This window comes from Roseimarinus sediminis, from assembly GCF_050433125.1.
GTDB classification, from domain to species: Bacteria; Bacteroidota; Bacteroidia; order Bacteroidales; family Prolixibacteraceae; genus Roseimarinus; species Roseimarinus sediminis.
In genome coordinates, this window is the sequence record NZ_JBNPXV010000002.1 from 267,495 (window position 1) to 293,767 (window position 26,273).

26 protein-coding genes are annotated in these 26,273 nt (G+C 37.3%); 3 read left to right on the forward strand and 23 right to left on the reverse strand.

The window, feature by feature from the left end:
* Positions 1 to 327, forward strand: coding sequence for a hypothetical protein (locus tag FHS86_RS04080; protein ID WP_429411418.1), 327 nt, complete (start codon positions 1 to 3; stop codon positions 325 to 327).
* Positions 328 to 696: 369 nt separating this feature from the next.
* On the opposite strand, the gene FHS86_RS04085 is transcribed toward FHS86_RS04080, so the two are convergent.
* The 11 genes from FHS86_RS04085 to FHS86_RS04135 form a co-directional block, all read right to left on the reverse strand.
* Positions 697 to 996 carry a type II toxin-antitoxin system RelE/ParE family toxin gene (locus FHS86_RS04085; protein WP_429411420.1) on the reverse strand — a complete coding sequence of 100 codons (300 nt, stop codon included), beginning with the start codon at positions 994 to 996 and terminating at the stop codon, positions 697 to 699.
* Positions 978 to 1,214, reverse strand: a complete 237-nt coding sequence (locus FHS86_RS04090) for a hypothetical protein (protein ID WP_429411421.1) — start codon at positions 1,212 to 1,214, stop codon at positions 978 to 980. The genes FHS86_RS04085 and FHS86_RS04090 overlap by 19 nt, the downstream gene beginning before the upstream one ends.
* Positions 1,215 to 1,804: 590 nt before the next feature.
* Positions 1,805 to 2,611: a hypothetical protein gene (locus FHS86_RS04095; protein ID WP_429411423.1), complete on the reverse strand. Its 807-nt coding sequence runs from the start codon at positions 2,609 to 2,611 to the stop codon at positions 1,805 to 1,807.
* Between the two features lie 136 nt (positions 2,612 to 2,747).
* On the reverse strand, positions 2,748 to 3,956 hold the full coding sequence (locus tag FHS86_RS04100) for a PDDEXK-like family protein (RefSeq protein ID WP_429411425.1): 1,209 nt from the start codon (positions 3,954 to 3,956) through the stop codon (positions 2,748 to 2,750).
* A gap of 539 nt (positions 3,957 to 4,495) precedes the next feature.
* Positions 4,496 to 6,016: a type I restriction-modification system subunit M gene (locus tag FHS86_RS04105; protein WP_429411427.1), complete on the reverse strand. Its 1,521-nt coding sequence runs from the start codon at positions 6,014 to 6,016 to the stop codon at positions 4,496 to 4,498.
* Entirely contained in the window at positions 6,017 to 7,042 is a 1,026-nt protein-coding gene (locus tag FHS86_RS04110; protein WP_429411429.1) for a virulence RhuM family protein, read from the reverse strand.
* A gap of 78 nt (positions 7,043 to 7,120) precedes the next feature.
* Positions 7,121 to 7,483: a four helix bundle protein gene (locus FHS86_RS04115; protein WP_429411431.1), complete on the reverse strand. Its 363-nt coding sequence runs from the start codon at positions 7,481 to 7,483 to the stop codon at positions 7,121 to 7,123.
* Entirely contained in the window at positions 7,473 to 8,450 is a 978-nt protein-coding gene (locus tag FHS86_RS04120) for a virulence RhuM family protein (protein WP_429411432.1), read from the reverse strand. Before FHS86_RS04120 ends, FHS86_RS04115 begins: the two co-directional genes overlap by 11 nt.
* A gap of 85 nt (positions 8,451 to 8,535) precedes the next feature.
* Positions 8,536 to 8,895, reverse strand: coding sequence for a four helix bundle protein (locus FHS86_RS04125; protein ID WP_429411434.1), 360 nt, complete (start codon positions 8,893 to 8,895; stop codon positions 8,536 to 8,538).
* A 486-nt stretch (positions 8,896 to 9,381) separates the two neighbouring features.
* Complete coding sequence (locus FHS86_RS04130; protein ID WP_429411436.1) at positions 9,382 to 10,461, reverse strand: Fic family protein; 1,080 nt, start codon at positions 10,459 to 10,461, stop codon at positions 9,382 to 9,384.
* 445 nt (positions 10,462 to 10,906) lie between these two features.
* Positions 10,907 to 12,007 carry a Fic family protein gene (locus FHS86_RS04135; RefSeq protein ID WP_429411438.1) on the reverse strand — a complete coding sequence of 367 codons (1,101 nt, stop codon included), beginning with the start codon at positions 12,005 to 12,007 and terminating at the stop codon, positions 10,907 to 10,909.
* Between the two features lie 853 nt (positions 12,008 to 12,860).
* Between FHS86_RS04135 and FHS86_RS04140 the strand changes: the two genes are divergently transcribed.
* Entirely contained in the window at positions 12,861 to 13,562 is a 702-nt protein-coding gene (locus tag FHS86_RS04140; protein ID WP_429411440.1) for a hypothetical protein, read from the forward strand.
* Positions 13,563 to 14,052: 490 nt separating this feature from the next.
* Here the strand turns inward: FHS86_RS04140 and FHS86_RS04145 are convergent, their stop codons facing one another.
* The 4 genes from FHS86_RS04145 to FHS86_RS04160 form a co-directional block, all read right to left on the reverse strand.
* A complete protein-coding gene (locus FHS86_RS04145; RefSeq protein ID WP_429411442.1) occupies positions 14,053 to 15,000 on the reverse strand; it encodes a HipA domain-containing protein in 948 nt (315 codons plus the stop codon).
* Positions 14,990 to 15,325 carry a HipA N-terminal domain-containing protein gene (locus FHS86_RS04150; RefSeq protein WP_429411444.1) on the reverse strand — a complete coding sequence of 112 codons (336 nt, stop codon included), beginning with the start codon at positions 15,323 to 15,325 and terminating at the stop codon, positions 14,990 to 14,992. The genes FHS86_RS04145 and FHS86_RS04150 overlap by 11 nt, the downstream gene beginning before the upstream one ends.
* The gene (locus FHS86_RS04155) at positions 15,322 to 15,531 is read right to left on the reverse strand and encodes a helix-turn-helix domain-containing protein (protein WP_429411446.1); all 210 of its coding nucleotides are present in this window, start codon (positions 15,529 to 15,531) and stop codon (positions 15,322 to 15,324) included. Before FHS86_RS04155 ends, FHS86_RS04150 begins: the two co-directional genes overlap by 4 nt.
* A 625-nt stretch (positions 15,532 to 16,156) precedes the next feature.
* Complete coding sequence (locus tag FHS86_RS04160) at positions 16,157 to 16,474, reverse strand: hypothetical protein (protein ID WP_429411448.1); 318 nt, start codon at positions 16,472 to 16,474, stop codon at positions 16,157 to 16,159.
* 405 nt (positions 16,475 to 16,879) lie between these two features.
* Between FHS86_RS04160 and FHS86_RS04165 the strand changes: the two genes are divergently transcribed.
* Complete coding sequence (locus tag FHS86_RS04165) at positions 16,880 to 17,470, forward strand: hypothetical protein (RefSeq protein ID WP_429411450.1); 591 nt, start codon at positions 16,880 to 16,882, stop codon at positions 17,468 to 17,470.
* A 35-nt stretch (positions 17,471 to 17,505) separates the two neighbouring features.
* Here FHS86_RS04165 and FHS86_RS04170 read toward each other — a convergent pair whose 3' ends face one another.
* The 8 genes from FHS86_RS04170 to FHS86_RS04205 form a co-directional block, all read right to left on the reverse strand.
* Positions 17,506 to 18,789 carry an alpha/beta hydrolase-fold protein gene (locus tag FHS86_RS04170; RefSeq protein ID WP_429411452.1) on the reverse strand — a complete coding sequence of 428 codons (1,284 nt, stop codon included), beginning with the start codon at positions 18,787 to 18,789 and terminating at the stop codon, positions 17,506 to 17,508.
* 12 nt (positions 18,790 to 18,801) lie between these two features.
* Positions 18,802 to 19,851 carry a serine hydrolase domain-containing protein gene (locus FHS86_RS04175; RefSeq protein ID WP_429411454.1) on the reverse strand — a complete coding sequence of 350 codons (1,050 nt, stop codon included), beginning with the start codon at positions 19,849 to 19,851 and terminating at the stop codon, positions 18,802 to 18,804.
* An 85-nt stretch (positions 19,852 to 19,936) separates the two neighbouring features.
* A complete protein-coding gene (locus tag FHS86_RS04180; protein ID WP_429411456.1) occupies positions 19,937 to 20,461 on the reverse strand; it encodes a hypothetical protein in 525 nt (174 codons plus the stop codon).
* 115 nt (positions 20,462 to 20,576) lie between these two features.
* The gene (locus tag FHS86_RS04185) at positions 20,577 to 21,068 is read right to left on the reverse strand and encodes an RNA polymerase sigma factor (RefSeq protein ID WP_429411458.1); all 492 of its coding nucleotides are present in this window, start codon (positions 21,066 to 21,068) and stop codon (positions 20,577 to 20,579) included.
* 16 nt (positions 21,069 to 21,084) lie between these two features.
* Complete coding sequence (locus FHS86_RS04190; protein ID WP_429411460.1) at positions 21,085 to 21,543, reverse strand: hypothetical protein; 459 nt, start codon at positions 21,541 to 21,543, stop codon at positions 21,085 to 21,087.
* Between the two features lie 588 nt (positions 21,544 to 22,131).
* A complete protein-coding gene (locus FHS86_RS04195) occupies positions 22,132 to 23,799 on the reverse strand; it encodes a BACON domain-containing protein (protein WP_429411462.1) in 1,668 nt (555 codons plus the stop codon).
* Positions 23,800 to 23,804: 5 nt separating this feature from the next.
* On the reverse strand, positions 23,805 to 24,785 hold the full coding sequence (locus FHS86_RS04200) for a hypothetical protein (protein ID WP_429411464.1): 981 nt from the start codon (positions 24,783 to 24,785) through the stop codon (positions 23,805 to 23,807).
* Between the two features lie 345 nt (positions 24,786 to 25,130).
* Entirely contained in the window at positions 25,131 to 26,033 is a 903-nt protein-coding gene (locus FHS86_RS04205; protein ID WP_429411466.1) for a helix-turn-helix domain-containing protein, read from the reverse strand.
* Between the last annotated feature and the right edge of the window lie 240 nt (positions 26,034 to 26,273).

Genomic DNA, 26,273 nt, shown 5'->3' on the forward strand with positions numbered 1-26,273 from the left:
ATGGGAAAACTGATACTGCCTACTGTGGTGATAATGGAATACAAATCGGAAAAGCTCACTTTGCGTTTGCCAGAATTCATGTCAAGGAGCTATTTTGATAACAGCCAGTGCTATCTTCATTTTAACTTTGCAAGGTCGACAGTTTTTGTCGACTACTATTGTGAGGACGATTTCTACCTGTCGGATAAATTGGATCTGGATGATTTTGCCAAAGGTGACCTGGAAAAAGAAAGCTTCGAAGCCATTCAGGAACGTGCCCTGAAATTGCTCTGCCAATACATCGACGACGACCAGCAGGAAATGCTGGAACATTTCGATCACTTGTAAGTGAAATAGAATAAGAAAGCGTTAAAGCCCGGTCTATTTTGATCGGGCTTTCGTATTTGCACTACCAAAATTAACAGAACATCATAAATCTGAATCAACTCAAAGAAATTCCAACCCGACTTTAATAGTTCTCTGAATGTTTTAGAGAAACGCTGATATTAACTACTAATCCTTGCAAAACAGTAGGGGGTTTAACGGATGCTTACAATTGCAAAGAACACCGATTCGATTTCTTTCAATAAACATAAAAAAACCTTCTTTAATTACAGAACACCGTAGCGGGATGGATGTAGTTCAATTCGCCAGTTGGCTGAAATCATCGCTGGGCGCTGCATGCCGCTCAGCGTTCTATTTATTAGCAACCGTAATTTATATTTCTAATCTTCTATTCGTGTCTTGTCTATTATCCCAAAATGAAACTATTTGAATATGATCTTGATGCACTTCATAAAAAATCAAGTACACTTTCATTGGAATAACACGGGTAAGCTTATTTGAAGTTAGTCTCCCAATTAATTCATTCTTAGAAAGACTCTTGGTCAACTCCTCAATCTCATTTAACAGTTTTAAGCTATATCGAGTGCTTTTGTTTCTTTGATTGAAATATTCAAGAATCTGTTTCAATTCGTTACTCGCGTGAGTTGACCAGATTATTCTTTTGTCAGCCATTCTTTTATCTCAGACATTAGTTGGTCATTCTCGATAGAATATCCATTTTTAATTTCTTCTCTGCCTTTGATGATTGATTCATGCTGCTCAGGTGATAACTGGTATAGAGATTGTTCAGATGAATCAAAAATTATTTGAAGAGCCTTTAAAAAATTCATATCATTCGAGTCTTTTATTCTCGAAATCAAGCTGTTTTTTATTTGAGTTGTCATATCCATAATCATCTGTTTTCAATCACTTACTCAAAAGTAAACAATTTTATCGAATCTGCTGATTTGCCAAAAATTTTATGGTTGCTAAGGGCAGTCTGTCTAAAAACCAACCATCAGATCTAAAAGATGGCTGTTTTCTAGCCGTTTTATACGGCCCTTACAAAATAGTCATTAATATTTGTTTTGTTAATCAAATGGCTTAAAATGTTTAAATCTAGCTTCTTAATGACTCCTTTTGATCCAAATCTCAAAGTCAAAGCCTGAATCAACTCAAAGCAACTCCAAGCTGAATTTAATAGTTCTCTGAATGGTTTAGAGAAGCGCTGATAGTAACTCCTATTCCTTGCAAAACAGTAGGGGGTTTACCGGATGCTTACCACCTTCTCAGAAGGTGGATTATTTAGTTTTCAATTAAAACCATAAAGAGACCAAAACTGCTTGAGGGGTCAACATGGTCCGAAATCGGTTGGCCGATGCCAACAACGGGGGCGATCATAATTGAGAATCGGAGCTAAATCGCCACCAGCAATTGCGAACATCCTGAATAGCAGGGGGGCTTAACAGATGCATAGATTTATTATACATTGAATTTGATTTTATTTACTATTTGCTATTGAATTAAAATGATAAAAGCTGTGAGGACTATAACAATAATATTTCAATGGTATCAAATTCAATTGGTTCGGGTAACTTATAGGACTAAAGCTATTACATTTTGTAAAGTATTTATCTCGATACAGCCCATAAATCTCATCTGCAAAATCACCAATTTCATTAGATAAACATTTCGAATATATCACTTTGGGGCTGTCATTAAAAAAATCAACATATTCTATTAAATGGTTTGACACAATAATACATAGTTTGTATTTTACAGCATATTTTTTTAAGTAAAACAGTATTTGGTTAATTGTAATGCTCTCATAATCACTGTCAAGGTGGTTAACCAACATATTTAAATTATCGATGAATATATATCGATAATCTCTTAATTCTAATAAACTCTTTTTTAACGCTGTCCAATTATCAACATGACTTATATCTATCGAATGACTATGGTGATGCTCTCCAATGACTTTTTTGAGTTCATCCAAGTTTGAAATATTTAAAATTCGTTGTTCTGGCTGTAATGGCGTATGGAATAATTCAAAGAAGCTTTTAAAAATGCGTTCTTCACTGTCAGTTGTTGATATAAAAGATATAGGACATCTCCCTAATTCTAGAAATGTTTTAAAAATATGTAGGAAGAAAGTTGTTTTTCCACAGCCAGCATTACCTACAAAATACATTAGTTTTTCTCGTTCAAACTCAATTACTTTTCCAGAATCTAATAAAAAATAACCATCTTCTCTTTCGTTATTCCATTCAGTAAAATTATCAATCAATTCATAAAATCTGCTCATGCTTTTTTTTCTTAAAAGTAAATTTCGAAATTCACGTTTGGAAGATGAAGCTTGGCTTTTTTTCAACAATTTTAGATCATGATTGATTTAAAAAGTATTGTCGATATGGTTCTTAAATATTTCTGTGATTGGTTTTCTATTCTGAGTTCAAATTTTTGAAATTATTTTTTTGCTCTTGCAAAATTTCTGCTATAATCAATTCAATAGCTTTATTCAAATTCTTCTTTTCAATAAGAAGAAAAGTGTTTTCTGATGTAAAATCACTAAAACTAATATTTTGCAGAATTTGACTTTTAAAATCTGTCCACCGCTTTGGGTTGACAGTACCCCATGATAACATGCCTAAACCTGTTATATATCCTAATTGTCCATTGTTTAGTTCAAAATGAATTCCATGATTTAATGTTTTGTTATGATGAGTTACTTCCGTAATAATACCTTTAAATTCATCTATGTTAGTTGGATACAGCCTCGGATTCAGTTTTTTATAATATTCATCAACTTTCATATTTGCTACAAGCTGTGTCCAAAAGTCAAACACTGTATGCCATTTTATGTGTTTAAAATTATTTAGTAAGTACCTTGCATTTCCTAGGTCTTCAGCCACTTTTTCTTTAAGCTCTAATCTCTCTTTAATTTCTATATCGTTGTTAGTCATTTTATTTATGAGGTTTAAGTATTGTTGGATAATTGATTTTATAATGCTGTTTTTATCAATTATTTTTATAATCTGTTCAAGCCAATTTCTAATGTGATTATCATAACTTATACATTTTAGGATTTCACTATTTTTCTTCAAGTCATTTTCTCCGATGCTATTTTGTGATGGTTCATGATTATCAAGCGTTAAGTAAAAAACAAATACAGTATCACATTTGAAATCAAATGATTTATTTCCATCTTTGTCAATTCCACTCTTTATTGTATTATAGTATCGTTCAAGTTGACCGTTGTAACCATCGATTTTATCCGTATGATTGCTATCAGAGGCAAATATTTTGTTTTCAATAATAATTGCTTGCTTTTTTACTTTATTAATGATAAGAATATCAATTTCTTTGAATTCTGATTTATTTTCTTCATTTGGAATTACTTCATAATTCGATAAATCAAATTTATCGTTATCAAATTGTAGTACCTCACGAATGAAAACTTCTGCAAATTTGCTTTTATATCCATGTCCAGAATTGGATGCCATTAAATATGAGATAAACCTAGAATGTAAGTTTACTTCATCATATTCTTTATGTAGAGCAGTGAAGATATTAAATCTATTTTCTTCTCTATGTTTATTATACTTGTCTTTTATAATACAAATCTGTGTAAATAAGTTATTTAGTTTCATTGCTTTTGACTTTTATATGTGGCTGTTTTATTGTAGTCTTACCCTAGTCTGTTAGGGGAAGATTATTGAAATTTCTTGTTAGTTGATAATCAGAGCTATTCCTCAATGCAATCTCGAGAATTGAAAGGAGTGGATAGAATGATTCCGAAATCTCAATTATTTATCTTGTAATGTTGGACAGCTTTATCAAAATCAGAATCTTGTCTGTTCAAATATGGTTGAAGTCTGTCTTTAGAAAGTATTTTCTCAATTGTTTTTCAATCCATTTATTTTGTTATCGTTGTCAAGTCGTCCCGGTGATTCCTCTCCCAGTTTTTATGCTGGTGATGAAGCCGGTTTTTTTGTTTTTATAAACTTTTCATAAAGATAATTCATCTAAACTTATCATCTGGTAGTTGCCAAAATTTTAATGTTTTAGAGAAGCGCTGATAGTAACTCCTATTCCTTGCAAACACGAACGCCTTTGAAAATAAACAACTTATGAGTAATTGCAAATCCCGAAAAATCGGGACAGGTTGTGTATGGCTTACGGGCTGGGCTTAGCTTTCATTTCCGTTTATTGTTTCCATTATTTCTTTAAAACTATTCAGCCCGGCTTCTATGTTTTCAATTATTTCGTTTGCCAAAACATCAGGGTCGGGCAAGTTGTCCAAGTCGGTTAGGCTTTTGTCTTTAATCCAGAATATATCCAAATTGGTTTTGTCTCGTTCAATGATTTCTGAATACGTAAATTTTCTCCATCTGCCTTCTGGATTTGTTTCGCTCCATGTTTCTGTTCTTTTGTTTCTGTTTTCAGGATTATAGAGTTTTACAAAGTCTTTCAAATGCTCTGAAGTCATTGGGTTTTTCTTGAGCGTATGACTTATATTACTGCGGTAATCGTAAATCCAAACTTCTTTTGTCCAAGGGTCTTTTGAAGCGGGTTTGTTGTCGAAAAACAACACATTTGCTTTTACGCCTTGTGCATAAAATATACCTGTCGGCAGTCTTAAAATCGTATGCAACTCGGTTGTTTTCATCAATTCTTTACGAACCGTTTCGCCTGCTCCGCCCTCAAATAAAACATTGTCGGGAAGTACAACAGCTGCTTCGCCTGTAAGTTTCAAAAGCGTTTTTATGTGTTGTAAAAAGTTGAGTTGTTTGTTGGCTGTGGTTGCCACAAAATCCTGACGATTGATAATATAATCCTGCTTTTCTTGTTTGCCTTCTTCGTTGGTAATGGTCATACTGCTTTTTTTACCAAAAGGCGGATTTGCCAACACGTAATCGTAGCGAATGCCATTATCTGAAACCAAAGCATCAGCCGAAGAAATAAGTGTTTCTCCGTCTATTTCGCCAATGTTGTGCAAAAACATATTCATTAATGCCATACGGCGGGTATTGGCAACAATTTCGTTTCCGTAAAAAGTTTTGTTTTTCAAAAACTCTTTTTCTTCCTGGTCTAAATCGTGAGTTTTAATAAAATCGTAAGCCGCCAAAAAGAAACCACCAGTACCACAAGCAGGGTCGATAATGGTTTTCATTGGTTTTGGACGAACACAGGCAACCATTGTTTTGATTAAGGAACGAGGCGTAAAATATTGCCCGGCACCGCTTTTGGTGTCTTCTGCATTTTTCTCCAAAAGACCTTCGTAAATTTTCCCTTTAACATCGGTTCCCATTAAGCTCCATTGCTCTTTATCAATCATATCAATGATTTTTAAGAGTTTTGAAGGGTCTTGTATTTTATTTTGGCTTTTTACAAAAATTTGCCCCAGCGTTCCTTTTTCGCTACCTAAACTGCGAAGCATTTGGTTGTAAAAATTTTCCAATTCCAAACCGCGTTTTTGCGATAGTGTTTGCCAGTCGCAAGTTTCGGCATTGGGCAATTCAACACCTTCGGCATTTTTGAGTTTCGGAAATTTTAAACCTTTATTGTAGGGTGGTTTGTTAAGTTCGTCTGCCATTTTCAGGAAAAGCAAATAGGTGATTTGCTCTAAATAATCACCATAACCCACGCCATCGTCTCTAAGAACATTGGCAAAATTCCACACCTTTGATACTATTGCATTTTCTGACATTTACTTTCCTTTTAATAGTTTTTTAACTTCTTTATCGAAATCGCTTTCAAATAATTTATCCTGAATTGGCTTGTACTTTTCGTACTCTTTTTCTGCAAATTCCTTTGCAATTGCAGCAGTTACTTTTCCTGAGTTTTGTAAAATATCTTTTTGGTTGAATTGAAGAAAGGCATTTAGCCTTTCCGCCCAATCCTTCATAGTCATTACATTTCCTTGCTCAGCCTGGTCTTCGGCATAATCTAAATACATGGAAACAATGCGGTTGAGCGGTTTCAGTTCTTCTTCGGTAAGGTAGTTTTTAGCAATGGAAACATCTGATTTTCTAATTTTACCATCGGGTGAGTTTTTCCAACTGGTTAAGCCCATTTTTTCTTTTTCGTGGTTTGCCCGCGATACAATTATTTCAGCAGCTGTTTGCCCTGTAATTGCCCAGTGCAGCTTATTTTGCACGGTTGCAAAAAACTCTTTGGTAATTTCCGAATCGTAATCATAATCAATGCTACATTCGGCATAAATATCAGTTATTTGTTGATAAAACCTGCGCTCCGAACTACGGATGTCACGGATTTTTTCGAGCTGTTCTTTAAAATAGTCCTGCCCGAAAATGGGTTGTGGATTTTTCAAACGCTCCACATCCATTGTATAGCCTTTAATAATAAACTCTTTGAGAACATTTGTAGCCCAAATTCTAAATTGGGTAGCACGTTTCGAGTTTACACGATAGCCAACGGCAATAATGGCATCGAGATTATAAAATTTGGTAGGTTTGGCTTGCGTTTTATTAGCAATAGCACCATGTTGAGTGGTTAGTTCCAAAATGGAACATACCACTTTTTCGTCCAGTTCTCCGCTTTCAAAAATATTTTTAAGGTGCTTGGAAATGGCAGGACGTTGAACTTCGAATAGCTCGGCTATTTTGCTTTGTGGCAACCAAATGGTTTCGTTCCGAAGCAAAACATCTACTTTAACATCACCTTTGTCGGTTTTGTAAAGTAAAAATTCCCGGTTTGGTTGATATTTCGACAAATTCATATTTATTTAATTACGAATTACGTTGTTTAATTACGAATTACGTTGTATGTTTATTTCGTAATTCGTAATTTCTCATTTGTAATTTAATTTACTTTTCATTGTTTTTTGAATACTGCCAATAATTTTCAGAAGTTCTTCTACATCAATTATTAAACTTTTGCTCTGTTCTGAAGTGATAGTGTTTGTGTCTGTTAAAAGTCTAATCCAGTAATGTGTTTCTCTTGTTTCTTTATAAGCAATAGTTAGTCTGGCAAAAAAATCCTTATCGCTTTGTCCGCCAATAGCTTCTTCAATATTTGCCCCAATAGCCGTTCCGCTTCGCAGAAGTTGTTTGCTCAGTACAAATTCCTTCATTTCCTCACACAAGTACTTAGACAACTTCACAATACGAATTGCAAAGGCATACGATTTTTCCTGAACTATATTATTTTTCATCCCCTTTTCGTAATTTTTTATTCGTAATTCGTAATTTATTAATGTCTTTTTCCAATTCTTTTAAGCTGTTCTCTTTTTCAACCTGCTTCTGCTGTTCTTGGTATTTCAAATATTCATCCGCAGATTTATTCAAGGCTTGTTGGTGGCTTATTTTTCCTGCATGAGTTAATAATTCACGCCCGTTAAGCTGAACGATGGCATCCAGGCGTTGAATCCAATCTTTCATGTACATGGGCGTTTGCTGTTGGGCCATGGCTTCGGCAAATGCAAGGTATTGTTCCACAATCAAACCGAGCAGTTTCATCTCATCTTCGTTCAAATAATTTTTGGCAATGCTTATTTCAGCTTTCTTTATTTTAGCCGAATTATCCTTGTCGTACGACTGCATTCCCAGCAGAGGCAACGATGCATCTACACGGCGGTAAACCAGCTCGGCGGCTGTTTGCTGACTGATAGCCCACAATAGTTTGTTTTGTACTATTTTAAAAAACTCTAATGTTTTTTCGTCCTGTGGGTCGTAGTCGATACTGGTGGCGTATATATCTTTAACCTTTTGATAAAAGAATTTTTCCGAAATACGTATTTCACGAATACGCTCTTGCAGTTCGTTGAAATAATTCATTGATGAGCCTGTTTTAAAACGCTCATCGTTCAGGGCAAAGCCTTTTATGATGTATTCTTTTAACCGCTGAGTAGCCCAAATGCGAAATTGTGTGCCCTGGTGCGATTTTACGCGGTAGCCCACTGAAATGATGACATCCAGGTTATAGCCTTTTACTTCATGCTGCTGTGTTTTGCCGGGAATAGCACCATGTTGAGTGGTTGTCCGGAAATTCCGGACAACCCTGTTTTCGTCCAGTTCACCTTCTTTAAAAATATTCCGAATGTGCTCTGAAATAGTGCGTTTGTCCTTCCCAAACAATTGCCCCATTTGCAACTGCGTTAACCAAACGGTTTCGTCTTCCAATCGCACATCTATTTTTATGTTGCCATCTTGGCTTTTATAGATAACTATTTCACCCTTCATTTAATTACGAATTATTAATTACAAATTACGAATTGAGTTTACTTTTCATTGTTTTTTGAATACTGCCAATAATTTTCAGAAGTTCTTCTACATCATTTATTAAACTTTTGCTCTGTTCTGAAGTGATAGTGTTTGTGTCTGTTAAAAGTCTAATCCAGTAATGTGTTTCTCTTGTTTCTTTATAAGCAATAGTTAGTTTGGCAAAAAAATCCTTTTCGCTTTGTCCCCCAATAGCTTCTTCAATATTTGCCTCAATAGCCGTTCCGCTTCGCAGAAGTTGTTTGCTTAATACAAATTCCTTCTTTTCCTCACACAAGTACTTATACAACTTCACAATACGAATTGCAAAGGCATAACTTTTATCTCTGATTACGTTATCTTTCATTTCTTTGCCCGTTTTTTCGTAATTCGTAATTTCTCATTCGTATTTTTTTTCAAAAGTTCGCTTGCGGGCTCATAATCGGCGGCTTGTTTGCATTGCGCTATTTCGGCTTCGCTTAGCAGTTTACCTTCAAATGCTTTTTTGAGAATGCTCTGGCGGAGTGCTTCGGCTTTTTCGAGGCTTTCGCTTATGCTTTGCTCCACTTTATCGCAAACTGATAAACGACGTTCGATTTCCTGGACGATTTAGAGAAACTATGATATTAACTCCTATTCCTTGCAAAACAATACGGGGTTTACCGGATGCTTACCTAAAAGCTGTCATCAATCAAAGAACACTGTCTCATTATCTTTTCAAAAAACATCAAAAACCTTTTTTAAGTACAGAACACCTTAGCGGGATGGATGTAGTTCAATCCGCCAGCTGGCGGAAACTCCTAACTGCGCGCTGCCCAGCGTTCTATTTATTACCGATAGGTGTTGTCATTTTTTATCTGTTTGTCAGTATTTTAAACAAAGACTCATTGATGTAATAATTCCCTGTGCCAATCTTACTCTTCCTTAAAAGTCCGTCGTCTGCCAATTTATTTAAATAATTCGCTGCCGTAATTCTAGAGACATTCAAGTCATTTACTAAAAATTCAATTTTTGTATAAGGATGTTTGAAAAGGTTATTTAATAAATCCTGACTATAAAATTTATAATTATCTCGAAGTTTGTGTTTAAACTCCTGCATTAATTTTTTTATCTCATTAATTAAATCAATCGTTTCTCTTGATGTTTTTTCAATACCCGTTATCATGAAAAGTAACCACTCTTCCCAATTTTCATTGTCTCTAAGTTGTTGCAAAAGCCTGTAATAGTCCGCTTTATGTCTGATTATATAATTACTCAAATAAAGAATCGGCAAAGTTTGTAATTCTTCAAGAATCAGGTACAAAATGTTTATAATCCTGCCAGTTCTTCCATTTCCATCATAAAATGGGTGAATGCTTTCAAATTGATAATGAATTATAGCCAATTTTATTAATGGGTCGTAGTCTGAGACTGTTGGGTCATTAATAAAGCTCTCAAGGTTCGACATTAAGCGATTGATGTCATTCATGTCTTGTGGTGGAGTATAAACTGTTTCTCCTGTCGCTGCATTTTTAAGAGCCGTTCCAGAAAGTTTTCTAAACCCGGCATTATTTTTCTCTAGTTCACTTTGAATATCAATGATGATTGAATTAGTAATCAATCCTTTGTTTTTAACTAACTCAAATCCTTTTTTTAGTGCCGAGATATAGTTTTGAACCTCCTTTGCTTGTAATGAATTAAAAGAGTCAAGATTCAATGCTGATTTATATAGGTCGTCATGTGTTGTGATTATGTTTTCAATTGCAGAGCTGTCCTTTGCTTCCTGGAGTCCTAATGTGTTGATTAAAATAATTTGATTAGGAATTGTTGAAGCAATACCTTTTAACTCAGCCAATGCAGCATGAGCTTTGGGTAAACTTTTTAACACCGCTTTTGTTTCGACATCAACAGTTAAAGGAAGTTCTTTCAAGACAAAATCTTTATTTTCGGACATAATGTAAAAGGTTTTACAATTTCTTTACTAAGGTAATCCCTTTTGTAAAGAAAATCGATTTTTCTATACATAGAATGATTGATTTGTTAAAGTTCTTCACTTTTTTGTACAAACGGAGGCCAAAATCTCTATTAGCGCTAATCGTTCTTGACGGCAGTCTGTCTAAAAACCAACCATCAGATCTAAAAGATGGCTGTTTTTAACCGTTTTAAGCAGCCCTTACTAATAATCGTATCAATTGTCGTATTCGTAACATGCTGATTGGTTTATTTGCCATTATCCCTTTCTTTTTGGTTTAACTACCAAAAAGACCTTGATAATGGGTATGTCAGCCTGTTTATTCACATTGAAATAGAACCTTAAAAAATGGCTCGGTTTGCTCCGCTAGGGGTGGCTCCATTTGCTGCGATATATATACCTTTACCTGCTTGACTACCGCCTGACATTATTTTAATTCATAGTTTGTACTTCGTCCTCCACTTGCTTCTTTGATTAAAATATCTTTTTTCATCAAATCTTGAATATCTCTTAGTGCAGTGTCTTGTGAGCATTTATTAATCTTTGCCCATTTTGAGGTAGTAAGCTTACCATCAAACCCGTCAAGAAGTCTGTTTATTATTTTTTGCTGCCTGTCATTTAAGATTGTTGTGGAATGTAATTTCCAAAATTCAGCCTTATGAAGTATTTTGGATAAAGTTTCTTTTGTCGAGTGGATTGCGTTTATTAAGCATTGTAAAAACCATAAAATCCATTCAGTTATATCTGCATTTCCTTTTTGTGTTTTTTCTAGATTTTCATAATATTGTTTTCTCTCAATCCTTATTTGAGCAGACATACTGTAGAATCTTCTTATACTTTTGTCTGATCTTGCCAACATCATATCAGTTATTGTCCTGGTTATTCTTCCATTTCCGTCATCAAAAGGGTGAATTGTCACAAACCATAAATGTGCAATTGCAGCTTTGAGCACAAAATCGATTTCATGTTCGTTTTCAAACCAGTCTAAAAATTTTCTCATTTCGTGTTCTATTCTGTCCGAACCTGGAGCTTGAAAATGAACTTTTTCTTTTCCCATTGGTCCGGATACAACCTGCATTGGTCCAGTTGTATCTTTACGCCAATCTGCTACTGTTATTTTAATAAGATTACTCCATCCAGAAGGGAATAGGGACGCATGCCAACCAAATAATCTATCTTTTGTTAAAGGTAAATCATATCGTTGTGTTGCATCAAGCATCATTTCAACGATACCTTCAATATGACGTTCTGAATCTACAGCACCTGCGATATCAATTCCGAGTCGTCGGGCAATAGAAGATCTAACCTGTTCTACTTCAAGAAATACACCCTCGATCTCTGATGATTTGGTTATGTCCAGAGTCAATGTATTTAAAACAGCTTCATTTTGCAAATCAAAACCAAGGGATTCCATTTTACCAAGAAGTCTTCCTTGTTGATTTCTGGCTTCACCTAGTTTTATCATTACTTTTTTATTATCCCAGGTAAAGTCTGTCCAATTGTCTTTTTCGTGTAAATATACCTTCATTCTCCGCAAATTGTGCGACAAATATAAGACTTATTCTCCGCAAATGAAATATTCTCCGCAAAATATGCTCTGATAGTGGCGTTTAATCTCCGCATTCTCCGCATTTTTTGCTTAGCGGTAACGTTGAGTGTATGGTGTCGTAAGGGATTGCGTGCTTCAAACCTATCAGCTTACCGCCCGCTTACCTTTGAAACCCTTATGCACTATACACATTGAGTGCGCCCTGCGTGAGCAACGCGCACCTGTCGAAAGCAATTGAGAATGTTTAAAAATACAAACAAACTTTACATCAAAGTAATTAAGCAGGTATAGTTCCCCAGAGGCTTTCACCTTGGGGATATATATTCTCACAACTTTGCTTCAAAAAAACCTGAATAAACTCAAAGAAACTCCAACCTGACTTTAATAGTTCTCTGAATGTTTTAGAGAAACACTGATATTAACCCCTGTTCATTTGCAAGACAATAGGGGGTTCACCGGAAGCTTACAGTTTTTATATTCTGATCTTAAAAAGTGGCACAAATCAAACCGGACGCAGAGTGGCACAAATCGAAACGAACAAGCTCTGAGGTCAAAGCTAAAGAGTGGCATAATTTGAACCGAGCACCTAAAAGATTAATCTTGAGCAAACGTTTCTCTTAAAATGTCGCTGTTTTTAGCGGCAAGTTGATACATTTAAGCAAGATGCAAAAGATGCACTTAACCGGGCGTATACCTTAACTGGGCCTTAATTTCTAATTTGTTAGGTGCTGGCCTTGAATTTTGCTAATTTAGTTTTTATTAAAGGTCATTATAATTTCAGAACAAACTTTGTGTAATCAATTAGTACCTTATAATCGAATTAATCCAACAAATGAAATCAATAATTATAATATTGCTTGTGTTATTTTTTTTAAAAGGAAATTCTCAAAATAAAATGAATTCTTTTCAAGGAGGAATTGAGGCTGGATTATCATTCACTACCATTCAACCTTATTATCAGAACTATCTACTTTTTTTTGAAAATCTCAACTATGGAAAAACTACTCAACCTAGAATTGGAATCTTTGTTAACCGCTTTATTTCACAAAAGCATAAACTTGAACTTGGATTCTTTTATACAGAAAAAGGCACTGCATATTGCCCAACCTATTTCCCCGAAATTCCAATACTTTTTGCCAATGATTGTAACGGCAAATCCTTGAATTACATTGAAATGCCTGTTACATTATATTATTATCCGAATATTAGGGCAAACTTTTCTTATTGTTTTAGTATTGGATATCTAAAAATAATAAGTGAACCAGGGGATCTTATCAAATATGATTTATATAAAGATGAAGATATTGAAGCATCATTTGGAGTCAACTTTAAAATAAAGAAATATAAATGGTTAAATAATTATATTTTTTCCGTTAAACTTGGAGGTTCGATATTCCCGATTTCAAATGATAGTGAGATTCAATATTACAATATTGATGATAATGTTAATATAGCTAGTTCCAATAATAAGGTCAAACTACTCACAAAGCAACGAAATTACGCTTTAAAAATAAGTGTAAGACATTATTTATAAATACATGAATTTGTTCCTGATTTAATGTCTGTTAAACAAATGCAAGAGGCTGTCCAAAAAGTTAAATATATCCTGAATGCTATTGTATAAAATATTCTGGTTCAGAACGTTCAAACAATAAAATAGTACTTTTACAACTAATCCATTCCAGCACACCTCTGACGACTTAAAACAGACCTCTAACGATGTAAAGCTGACTTCTTGACACTTGAATCGGATTTCTTGGCAGCTAAAACTGACTCCTTGGCAGCCAAAACTGACTCCTTGGCACTTGAATCGGACTCCTTGGCACTTGAATCGATCATCTGGATAAACAAAACTGACTCCTTGGCACACAAAGCTGACTGCTTGGCAGTTACACTGGCTTCGCGTCAGGTTGTCCACCTGAAAGTTGAGTTGATCCCTTCTTTCATTCTTAATTGGTCACAGCGCTTTCTTCTTTTCCTGTATTTTGTCTGTTTACACTGGTATTTTAATGATAAGGAACTGGTTAAATGCTCATCCCCAATTGCCGGTATCTTTTTTCAAGCGTTGCCAGGTAGGCATTTTTCATGTTGGTGGATAGGAAGGATTGCCTGATCCATTTGATGGCTTTGGGTGCATTTTTTTCAATTCGCTTCAAAGTACCATCGATTTGTTTGCTGTTTAGGCCCAGTTCTTCTCCGAATTGCACAAAATGTTCCCGCTTTAGTTTGCTCTTTTTGCCGCTAAGTGTCAATGCAAGTTCCTCTTTGTCTTCAGGAAGGAGAATGGATGCATTTAATAAATCGTACGAAGGGGCCAGGGTCCATCCGCCCGGACTTTCAATCATTGAGAAGTTTTTAAGGTGCATGTCGTTATTCCCTGTAATGAAACAGAAGATGGAAAGTTCAAAATAATAACTAAGATCAAGCAGGGTATAGTCGGAATACTGGCGAATTGCTTTTCCAACGCGTTCCATCGAACTTTTGTATTTGTCGAAAGCTTCGGTGATCTGGAATAGGTCGATCATGTGAATTGGCGCTCCGGACGTGGTCCGGTCAATTCGTTTGGTAAGGTACGACAGTTCCCCCGATGCTAAACGTATAAGCGTTGATGGAACGACCCTGATTCCAAAAGCCGCTGCTATGCGCATGCTTACATGTTCGTTTTCGGGCATTTCTGGAAAACTTTCAGTGGGAGGTTTTAGGATGAACAAGCCTCCCAATGCATCGATGACGGTCAGGCGGGGATCGGATTGTTCTTTAGTTGCTTTTATCAATGACATCGATAATTTTGCCTGGACACCCGGAACGGCAACGCTCCGCTCAACCACTTTTTTTGCCAGCTCATCCATCTGATCCAGTGAATATTCAATCAGAGGTGGGTGGGGCGTTTCGAAGAATTCCCTGGCACATTGCTCATGAAAATCATTCCCTTCGTCAATTGGCTGGTAGCAGTACAGGCATCTATTCTTCATTTGATTCTGTTATTGGTTCAACACTTACAGCGCCGATACAATTCCGGCAACATGCCAGGAGCAAGCCCATTCGGTCACTTTTACTGATTTTCCAGCTCTCTGAAGCAATGTTCAAGAGCCAACCTTCGGGGATGAGTCCTTCGAAAAATGGGAACAGGCGTTTTTCACGATAAGGCTGATTGCTCACGGGCATGGTGAAAGTGATAAAATCGTTGGGATGATTTTGCACGAATGCTTCATCGTACTGAAAAACATAGTCACCGTCGTTTGTTTCGGTGATGATGCCAGCCGGTATGTTTTTATAAAAAACTTTTCCCTGTCTCATTTTTGAATGTCTTTAGAGCTAACCGGCGCTAATTCATGTCCAAACATTTTCAAAACCTGGTTCACTTTATCCAGGTTTAAATTGGTTTTACCTTGTTCTATTTTGCGAAGAACGGTTAAAGCCACTCCTGCACGTTCTGCAAATTCTTCCTGCGAAAGATGGACTTCTTTTCTACGTTCCTTTACAAATTCTGCCAGTTTTTTCATTATATGTCTTTAGATATAAAACTTGATAAAGGTACGAAAATATATGCAAACAGATATAGTTGCTGTCTTGAAAAGAAAACTATATGTTTTTAGATATAAAGTCTTGTGCCGAAGGGAGGGTAACAATTCAGTTCAATTCTTTAAAATCGATGGATTATCTGAATATCTTTTATATTTGACTCCGCAAGCGAAAGCAATCATTATTTCTTCCTTTCAGTCTTACAATTCAAACAAAAACTTCTGTGTACAGATAATCCAGCACCACATACGTCACATTTCCATTGATCCTCCTCATTCTTTAAAAAATGCTCAAGTCCATAGTGATGGATATATGCAAGGTTCTCAATCATACTCATTCCGTAATTCGTGCTGTATCTTTTATCAAGATTTTTTAATCTGGCACATGGATATTTTACACAGTCGTAACAAAATCCTGATTGAGATTCTGCTAATAAATCACAGTTAACGATTTTACAACTTCGACAAACCTTTGGTTTATTCTCATCGTCTATTTTAAAGCACCCTCCACAGGGTTTAATTTCTCGTAAATGTCCAATACACAGACCACAATTCATTCCACATGGTGCAATTAGTCCTTTGTATTTAAAAGTCATCGTTGTCATAATTATCCAATGAATCGATCACCAGCTAGTCCAATACCTGCACCCAGAATAATTGCAAATAGGATCATCGGAATTATTGCTTTCTTGTCTTTAGGGTAAACAATAATCATTACCGGTAAAGCTGTTAATAATGAAATAATCATCCCCTTAAGCCATGGTGCGATGTCCCACGAAACAAATGGAATTATTAATCCAAGTACAAAATAGTGGACAAATGCTGAAATATTAGCTACTTTTTCAAGTTTCATTATAATCATTGGAGTAATATCTATTAATCCTGCTACTAATCCAATTACTATTGCTATTAAAATGCTATTCATTTGGATTTTATTTATTTGTACGATTTTTATAAATCAGACTGAATAAGTGCATGTGGTCAAAGAGATAATTGATATAATTTTGTCATGTTTTTATGTCAAATTTAGCGATTAGTATTTAATTACTTTTGCTATTCCATCTAAAATTTAGTGCATCTTATAGGAAGGGGTTTATATCTGGCTTTCCATTCATTCCATTATTGCATTTAAGATGGAAAACACACTACCAACGAGCCATCTTTAACAAATGATTTCAGTTGATTTGAAGCGGTGCTTATCGATGGCCATTGAACTCGCACGCCCGTTGGCCGACTGATCATGCTTGGTTCATACATAAAATAGGTCGTAGGTTGTTAATGCTTTAAATATTTGTTTTAAATTTAAGCCTGTGTATTGATTATTAATATCATGGATACAGATCAAAGTACTCAAAGCGATAAGGACTTCCTGCACGATCAGTATGGGGTTGTTGTTATGTTCTTGCTCATACCGGCCACCTTGTTATGGGCCTGTTTAAATCCCGATATTTGCTGGATGATCCTTCTGCCCGTTTTGATTATTCTGGCTTACGATTTGCATTTTCGTTTTGCCTACCGTGGTGAATGGGCAATGCGGGGAAGAGATTATGAAAGTACCTTGCACGGGATTCGGGCAGCCATTCAGTATACTTCCATTCTGATTGGTTTTATTGGCATTGTATTAAGTGGTTTTTTTGAAAAGGACTTAATCAATGCAATCGGAGCCAGGCTCAACGAATCCGGCTTATTAAAATGCTACGCTATGGCATTGGTGGCCATTCCGACCTTTATGCTCTTATTTATTCCGGTAACGTATACGCAGTCAAAAATTGATACGCAGAAAATGGATAAGCCATTGCATGAGCCTTCTGTCGCATTGAAGAACTACTACTTCTTAATTCTCTTACTTCAAAAGGTACTCATCATTCTAAGCGTATACATGGCTTTTGTTGTTTTTAATGTGTATATGAAGCTGCCCTGAAAGCCGGTGGGTGCCAAAGGATTCAAAGGTTGGGCTTAATGAGTGGCTGAGTTCTGTTTTTTATCTGTCTTCTTTTTTAGTCCTTCGATCCTTTGCTTGTAGTAATCACTAGCACTTAACTCAAAGGCATTAGTTACCTGTTTAATCGCATGGGTAAAGTCACCTTGGGCTTCATAGTAATCAGCCATCGAATCATAGGCATTTGGGCTTTCGGGGTAATACTCAATAGTAAGTTCAAAATACATTTTTGCTTTTTCGGCCTGTTGCATTTCCATGTTCATATAAGCTAACATCGTTAAAAGCTCTTCCGGAAAAGGGGGTACCGAATATCCAAAATGTTCTTTGAGTTTCTTTTCCCTGTATTTTATTATGCTTAAAAGCTCTTCTTTTTCAGTGTCAAATGAATTTATTTTATCCGTATTTTCCATTTGATACCATTCAAAAAGTGAAATTAAACCGTCCATGATCGATGGAAATGCAATTGTACCGTGTATATCGCCGGGGTATAATTTCCAATCAAAAGTCAATCCGTTTTTTGCATGTTGCTTTACCAGGTTTGAAAAGGCAATATTCGATCGGGCGAACAAAGTGAAATCTGTGGTATCCTGCATTACATTGGCAATTGTTATTTGTGGGTTCTGCATGTGCAATTGGCCACTTAAGGACATAAACAAAGCTTTGTTCTCATATTTCTGCTTCGTAATGACTTCCTGCGCCTCTTTTAGTAGTTTTTGGTCGTCCCAGTCGAGGCTTGGGTCGATGGCCAAATAATTAGCGAATAAAGCGGGTTGATTAATCAGTGCGGAAATAGTAAACAATGCTCCGTAAGAATGACCGATTAGCGTTCTGTAGTTGGTAACCGGATACTTGTTTTCTATAAAAGGAATAAGTTCTATTCCGATAAATTTCCTAAAATTATCAGCTTCCCCATTTTTTTCCTTAAAAGGCATCCCATATTTAGTACTTATCTTTGAAGTGGTTAAGTCTCTAACTCTGTTTTTATCATTAACGATACCAACCAGTACCATCTCGGGAGTAAAACCACCGCTGTAATAATTTTGTACCTCATTAACCGTAGGGAGAAACATTTCTCCGTCTAAAATAAAAACTACCGGGTATTGTTGATTTTTCTCAGGGGAATAACTGTCAGGTAGTTGTATGAAAATTTTCCTGTACTCGTCAAGTACATCCGAATACAAACTGTCCAAAACACCAACTTTTTGCAAAAACTGTTGATTTTGATTTCCCTGAGCATTTACAAATTGTTGAAGGAGGAAAATGCATCCGAAGGTCAATACAACCTTTAATCCTTTTGTCATCATCTTGTTTTTTTATTGTTTGTTATGATCTTTTCTCCTTCTCAGTATTTTAACAATGCGGCGGTATACAATTTCTGCCAAATTCCATTCATACCCGTCAAAGTTGCTTGTGTTATTAAACTGGATAACAACAGTGTCGATGTCTTTGTGGTATTCGGCAATACTTTGATAGCCAACCAGCAGTCCTGTATGTTGGTATACATAAACGGAGGAATAGATTTCCTGTTCCCCTTCGTTAAAAACGGAGCCCTCGTTTAATGCTCTCACGAAGCTACCCACATCCTGAGCAGTAGCCAGCATTAAACCTGTGTGTTGATACTTAAAATCTTCATCAAGGTCACCATAATAGCCACTCATCACCTCGTCGATATCCACTTCACTTAGCGAGCCGAAAGTGTTTTTCAGCCCAAGCGGGTTCAAAATTTCCTCTCTGATGTATTGCTGGTGGGGGTAGCCTAATGTTTTATCAATGAGGTCCTCAATCAACATATAATTGGTATTTGAATAAGCATAAGCTTCATCTGGTTCAAAGAGGGCGGGTAAATCCAGTGCATATTCCAGTGTTTCCTGTCGGCTGTCTGGTGGTTTTGTCCAGTAAGCAGGATGGTCAACAAAATTGGGAATGCCGCTTCGATGCTGAAGCATCATTCTCAAGGTTATTTTTTCTGAATTTTCAATGCGTCCTGTAAGTTCCGGGAAGTAATCAGCCAGTGTTTTATCCAGGGACAAACGTCCTGCTTTTACCAGTTTTACCGTCGCAACAGCGATGTATAACTTGGTAATGCTGGCAATTTTGAATAGGGCTTGCGGGTAGGCAGGGATTTTGTTTTTTCGGTCGTGCCATCCTGCGGCATAAAATTCAGGTGGCTTCCCGCCCTGGTCCACATAAACTATCATTCCATCAAAGCCATGATCAATGGCTTCGTTTACTTGTTCCTGCACCGTATCAGGCAGTGGTAAAATCCATGCCTTCACCAAAACCCAGGGCACGAACCACAACGAAGCGATGCTAGCAAAAATGAATAGTATTCGGAATAGTTGTTTTGTTTGTTTCTTCGTCATAATTTCCAGACTAAATGCTATCGGGACTTCAATGCAGCGTGCATACAACAAGGGCTCAATTGAGAGTTTAGCGTTAGCAGTTGTATCAGCTTCTTAATTCTTCCATATCTGCGATAATTTCATCCAGTTTTCTTAGTGCACTTCCATAAACAAGCTTTAAATCCCAATTGTATATTCTTCCTCCAAGGTAAGAGAACAATGCCATCATTAAAACCACGCCAAGGATAATAATCAGCGGTACACCAAAAATAAGGCCACTGCCGGGATCGTTAACAATCAACTTATGCGTTATGAGCTCACCCAATTGTCTTCCGTTAATATGGTAATGCCAAAAGCCAAGCACAAACGATAAAAAGAACAAAGGATAATAGCATCTGGCCATTGTTCTGTTTACGCGCATTTGTTGCCTCATCCAGTTGTCAAATGCTTTGATATAATGATAACTGCTTTGGCTCTTATCGATGTTGTTTAACCCTCTGGAAAGCCTTTTGTTCACTATGGCGATGGCACTTAATGTCAAAAAAAAGCCTGTTCCCATAAATGGAATCCCAATTAAAAAAGAAATCACCAAAAACAGGAAGGCCCCTGCAACGATTGCATTCAGATTCATCCTGAACATTCGTTTAAACTTATCGATTAAATGTATCGATTTTTGATTGTACAGCTTATTCAGCTTTGGAGCAATCAATGCATCGCTATTTAAAAACCCTTGTTTCCATATTGATTCAATCGACTTTTCCATCTAATAATTTTTTTAATCGTTCTTTTATCCTTTTGACGCGTACCCCGATGTTGTTTGGGTTTGTACCAGTAATTTCAGCTATTTCTTTGTAAGACCTTTCTTCAAGATAGAGTAAAATCACCCCTCTGTCGACTTCAGACAAACGTTTAATGGCAGCATATAACTGATTGAGGGCTTCGTCTGAAAATGCAGGGCTATTTTCTGCCAATTCGTTTGGCAGGAAGTCAGAAGTAAAATACAGCTGATTATTTTTCTTTTTTTTCAGCATGGTCATACTCACATTCAATGCCAGCCGATACACCCAGGTAGACCATTCAGCCTGCCCCCGGAAGTTATTTCTGCTTTTCCAAATTTGTAAGCACACCTCCTGATAGTAATCTTCGAAATCTTCCTGCGAATTGGTATAGGCTCTGCATATCTTTATGATGATTGCAGAATAAGGCGCTATCGATATGGCATAAAAGTCGTTCGTCAAGTTTTCCTGTTTTAGTTTATCCGATCAGGTTTCCCGCTGCCCTGGCCTGAGCTTCCATATTAGTAGCAATAATTATTGCAATGAAGGTTCCTGCTGAAATGCCAAGTGAAATACCCAAAGAACGCTCCAGACCTGAAAGAAATAGAATTCCAAGGAGTAAGCCTGCAGAAGCTCCAATGGTGATACCCCTGATGATGTAGTCACCTTTGCTAATGATCGAAAAAGTTTCCTCCAGATATTTTTTTAACTGTTGAAGCGCTTTTTTAAAATGCTTTTTCCTGTTTGTTAAGGTACGGTTTAATTCAAGAGCGTCAAGTCTTTTCTCCAGCGATTCAACTTCAGATTCCGTTAAGTTCCTTTTTTCCAGATTGGTAAGTATCTTCATGAAATCCTGGTACACCTTTATTTCCGACTTGTTAGTCGTCTCAGCTGTTAAACGCCTGAAAAGGTTAATCGCATTTTTAAGTGTCATCATTTTAATCTTTTCTTGTTTAGTGGTCAATGGCCGGAAATATTACACGCTCTCATGATATTTTTTTTCGAAAACTTTATTGACAGGTGATTTTGCCTTGAATCTACCCAACAGCGGGTGTAGTTCATTTCTGGTGCAACCTGGAGTAATCAACTCCATTTCATTCTGATGAATGTTGTTTCATAATCCAAGCATTGAACAGAAGGTAGAATTGTTCTATTGCTTACTATTGTTTCTATTGTGGTTTTTTTAAGTACTTAAGTGCTTCTGAGAGTCGGAACTAATTCTGCTTCGCTCCGTTGATTTTCAATTCCGACTCGCCGAATACAATCCGAATGTTACAAACGACTATTTGAAAAAGAAAAAGGCTGTCATGCTTGCCGAAGTGCCTGTATTCATTTACAATGCGCGAGTCGGAACTCGCGCCTCCCGACACTGCAATAATCAACGGAAGTAACTTTAAAGGAACCTAAAAACCGAAATAGTAACAATCGAAAGCAAGCGGAAGCGGTTGAAGACAATGGTCCTAATGAGTATGACCGCAACTGGCTTTCTTATGCACTCATGAACTTATCGCATTGAAACAATGATTTATTGGTTCAGTTCAAAACGCTGCAGGTACCATTGTCCGTCGGTGGTGTAGGGGTTCATTTCGTCACGGGTGATCAGGAAAGCCTGATTGCCTTCGGCCGAAAGAAAGGCAAAATAAACATACAGCTCTTTATTGTTCATATTTCCGGGGTCGATATTTTTCACAACACCGTAACTTTCGAGATCGAGCAAGGCGGCATACGAATCGCCCGCCGGATGCTGATAGCCATCGCTGATGGTAAGCAGTGCCTGGTTGGTAGTGGTACATTCATCGGCCCAATGAATGGCTGAAAAGCTTTCCTCGATGGTTCCGTAACGGATTACGAAGTCACTGGCGCTAAAGTCGAATTTAAAAATGTTTTTAGAAGCCGTAAGGGCCTGGGTCCCGTTTTTTATTAGCCACATTTTGCCTCCCGAATCATGTCGTTTGGTATCGGCATCCTGGCTGGTTATAGTGTCATTTTGATAATTAATCAGGACGGTCGTGCTGGGTGATAAGTTGGAGGGAATACCCAAAAGGAGCTTGCGCCCCGGAACTTTATACAGCGAGCTTTTTTCCCTGATCGTATTGTCATCGGGCTGGGCAGGTATTATATTCCCATTGTTACCGTTTAAGGCCAGCAAATTGTTGTTGTATTCGTAGTTGTCGGAACTGATGTAATACCAGCCGTTTTCTCCAATGGCTGTTCCAAAGGGGATGAAGGGCAACTCGTATGTTTGGCTGATTTTACTTTCCCCAAGATCGACAATAGCCACTTCGGCAACGGTATAGGCCAGAATGACTTGGCTTTCATCTTCTGAAACATTCATGCCTGCAGGTTTTCGGGGCAGTTCAATGTGCTGTTGTTGTTCATCGTTCAGATTGATGATGCTGAGCCTGTTGGGCGATTGGCTAAGCAGTAAAAGGCGGTCGCTTTGTTTAAGATAACGGGCTGCAACAACATGACCTTCGATCAGCTCAGTAGTGTGTTGAGCCTGCTCATTGACCTCCATGCTGACTTCGAACTCGACGATGTTTGCCGGATTTCCATCAAGCGCAATGCGCACGTATCCATAATATGAGCCATTGGGTTTCTCAATTCTGTTGACCACAAAATACATGTCGTAACTGCTGTGGGCTGCTATGGTGCCGCTGTATGCAGCAGTACTGAGCCAGTCGGGGAGCGATTCGATGTTCCAGCTAATCTGATGACTGCCATTGTTGTTCATCGCGACGCTGCGTTCGGAGGTTGTACCAAAATGCAAGGATGACGGATTGAAAGCAACAGCATAGTCTTCGGGCAATTCATTCCTTTCGGGCACTTTCACCGTGTAACTGATGGCTTCATTGTTCTCGAGAAGCAAGACCAACTGGCCTTCAATTCCTCCCTGGTTGCGCCAGTCGTTAATATCGTATGAAGACCAAAAAGTAAAAATGGTGGATCCCTCTTTGAAATCACCAGTCATTGATGAGGGACGCATAAAGTAGGGATATTGAAAAACAGCGTAGGGAATGTTGTCTGAGCTGTTGAGGCGGAGCGTAACACTTTTGCTTACATCGGGCTGTTCGATGAAGATGGTATCCTCACCGGTTTGTGTGATCTGAGGTGTATCGTTCAGAAAGTTATCAGAACAGGCATAGTTTATTATCAGCACGATAGCAATGAGAAGCAGGTGATTTTTTTGCATGATGATCAGAAATGATAGGTTAAACCGGCTTTTACATAGGCCCTTGAGAGCGATTCATACTGGTCGCTGCTTAGTTCACTTCGCTGACTGGAATAGGGTGTGCTTACTTTCAGATTTTTGAGCACGGCAGCAAAAAGTCCGCCCGTTACATCGAGCGAGAGGGCTGGTGTTATTCGAAAGGCATAAGCCAACTGTGAATAGTAGGCAGGAGCAAGGCCCTGGATCAGTACCGGGGAATGTGCCAATATCAGTTGATTGCGGTAGCTGACCAATCCGGTACCGGCTTCAAGCGAAATGGCCGACTTCCGTTTTGCTCCCATGGTAAAGGTATGTCGTAGCCCATAGGCATAATAGTTGGTATAAATTTTTTCCTCAAATGTTCCGTTCACTTTATGAATGCCATCGTCTACATTGATTTGTGCTGATTCTGCAAGGCTGTGATTGAACATGTTCTGGTAGCTTATACCCATCGAAAGCTGATAGCCACGTATAGTAAACAGCTGGTATTGTAAGGCGATACTGTTGACTAAAGTAGAACGAAGTTCTTGATAGTAGCGTCTGGCAGGATCGTAATCGAAACCTAATACAATAAGCTGATGCATGGCTTCGGTACTGCTTGCAAGCAGTGAACCATAACCACTTTGCAGCTGAACGCTGAATTTGCTTTTATCGTTGTTTTCCTGATAGAGCGCTTTTTCATTATAACTTTTCTCAGCCAGAGAACGATCGGCAGGCTTCATCTGATTGAACTGCCTGATGTTGCCCAGACTTTCGGTCGAAAAGTGTACGGCATCGATCTGCTTTTGTGAATAAGTACCAGTGGTAGTAATCCCTTTTGTGACGATTTCGAAGGTCAGGCTGTCGCCATCGATTGCTGTGATTTTACAGTCGATGGTGTCCTTGTTTTGTGTGATTATTTTGTCCTGTGCACTGAGGGTTTGAAGCAAAAACATTGCAAAAATCAGCAGACAATTGATCTTTCGCATGAGGTGGTCTTTTAGCTTAGTTGTTTGGTTTTCTTTCAACAAAGATAAAATTTGTATTATATAAGTGGGAATAATGGTTAAATAAAATTGAAAGTGTTAATTGAAGGAAGAAGTTAAAAAGGAAAAAGTTATTAAGTGTCAGAGGAAAAAGTCATAAGTCAAAGGGGAAAGGTGGGAGACAGCAGACGAAAGATTGCAAGAGACCGGTTGATTTGTTTAATATACCTGTGTCAGTCTATCTTTCGTCTTCTCATTGGTTCAGATAAAACAAGCTGGTGATTATTTCATTTAAGCTTTGCATTCGCTTTCTGTCCACCCTCGTGATAAAAATAGAAGCCACTCACTTTATTCCGACAATAAGGTGATCCCTGTAAGCCTGGCTCCGTTGCTTTTCAAGAAGGCATAGCTTAGTTTATCGGCTTTGCAGTCAATAAATTCAAGCTGTTTCATTTTCTTGTTGTTCTTAAAGAAAGTGTTTATTAGGGTCACATTCAGGAATTTAACTTTATTAAATCCACAGTTTATAAAAGAGCATTCATTCAATGTGCCTTCGAAAATCAGATCGCCAAAATAGGTGTCTGTGAAAGTGGTGCGATTCCACAAAACATTTGTAAGTGTATTTTTCTCCAACCCACCCGATTTAACTTTAGCTCCTGTGAAATCGGCTCCCGTGAAGTCGCAGTTTTTTATATAAGTTCCCTTAAATTCAGTTTCTTTCAGCAAACAATTATTAAAATGATTATTTGCCAGATTCGAGTTCTGTATATGGCTTTTACTAAGGTCGGAGTCTGAGAAGTCGCATTGATCTACATTGTTATATTTTAGTAGCAGTCCCGACATTTCTGAACCAATAAACTGACAATGCAGCATATTTGATGAACTGAATTTTTCGTGCAGGTTTTTTAAGCCTGAAAAATCACTGTCCACCAGATTCAACTTAGACATATCCCATGCAGGATTTTTCTTTTGTTTCCCGTCTGACAATTCTGCAGATTGATTTTCCAATGTTTCTATGGATGATGACCCGCCAACTGCAGATTGGAAGTTTTCTGAAAAATAGTTGAGGTCAACTTCAAAGATTTCAGCCAGCCGGTTAAGGGTTATGATGTCTGGCATTGATTCTCCGCGTTCCCATTTGCCAACTGCCTGCGAACTGATAAATAGTTGTTGAGCAAGTTCTGCCTGCGAAATTCCAATTCGCTTTCGTGCTTCGGCAATTTTATTGCCAATTTTTTTCGTTTCTAACATCCGTGCAATTTTAAAATTTGTGATGAAACAAAGGTATTTAGCTACATGGCCTGAATCAAAAATAAAACTGTTACTATTGGTTGTAAATGCACTACTTCCTGTTGTTTTTGGCTACCATTGGTAGTATCAATATAATTCTGATCCTTTTTGTTCTTCAATGGTTCTTTTCAAGACAACAGAAAGCACTCATCATGTTTATTTTGATGCAGGGTTCGCACGGCTGGATCATTGGGCAGATTG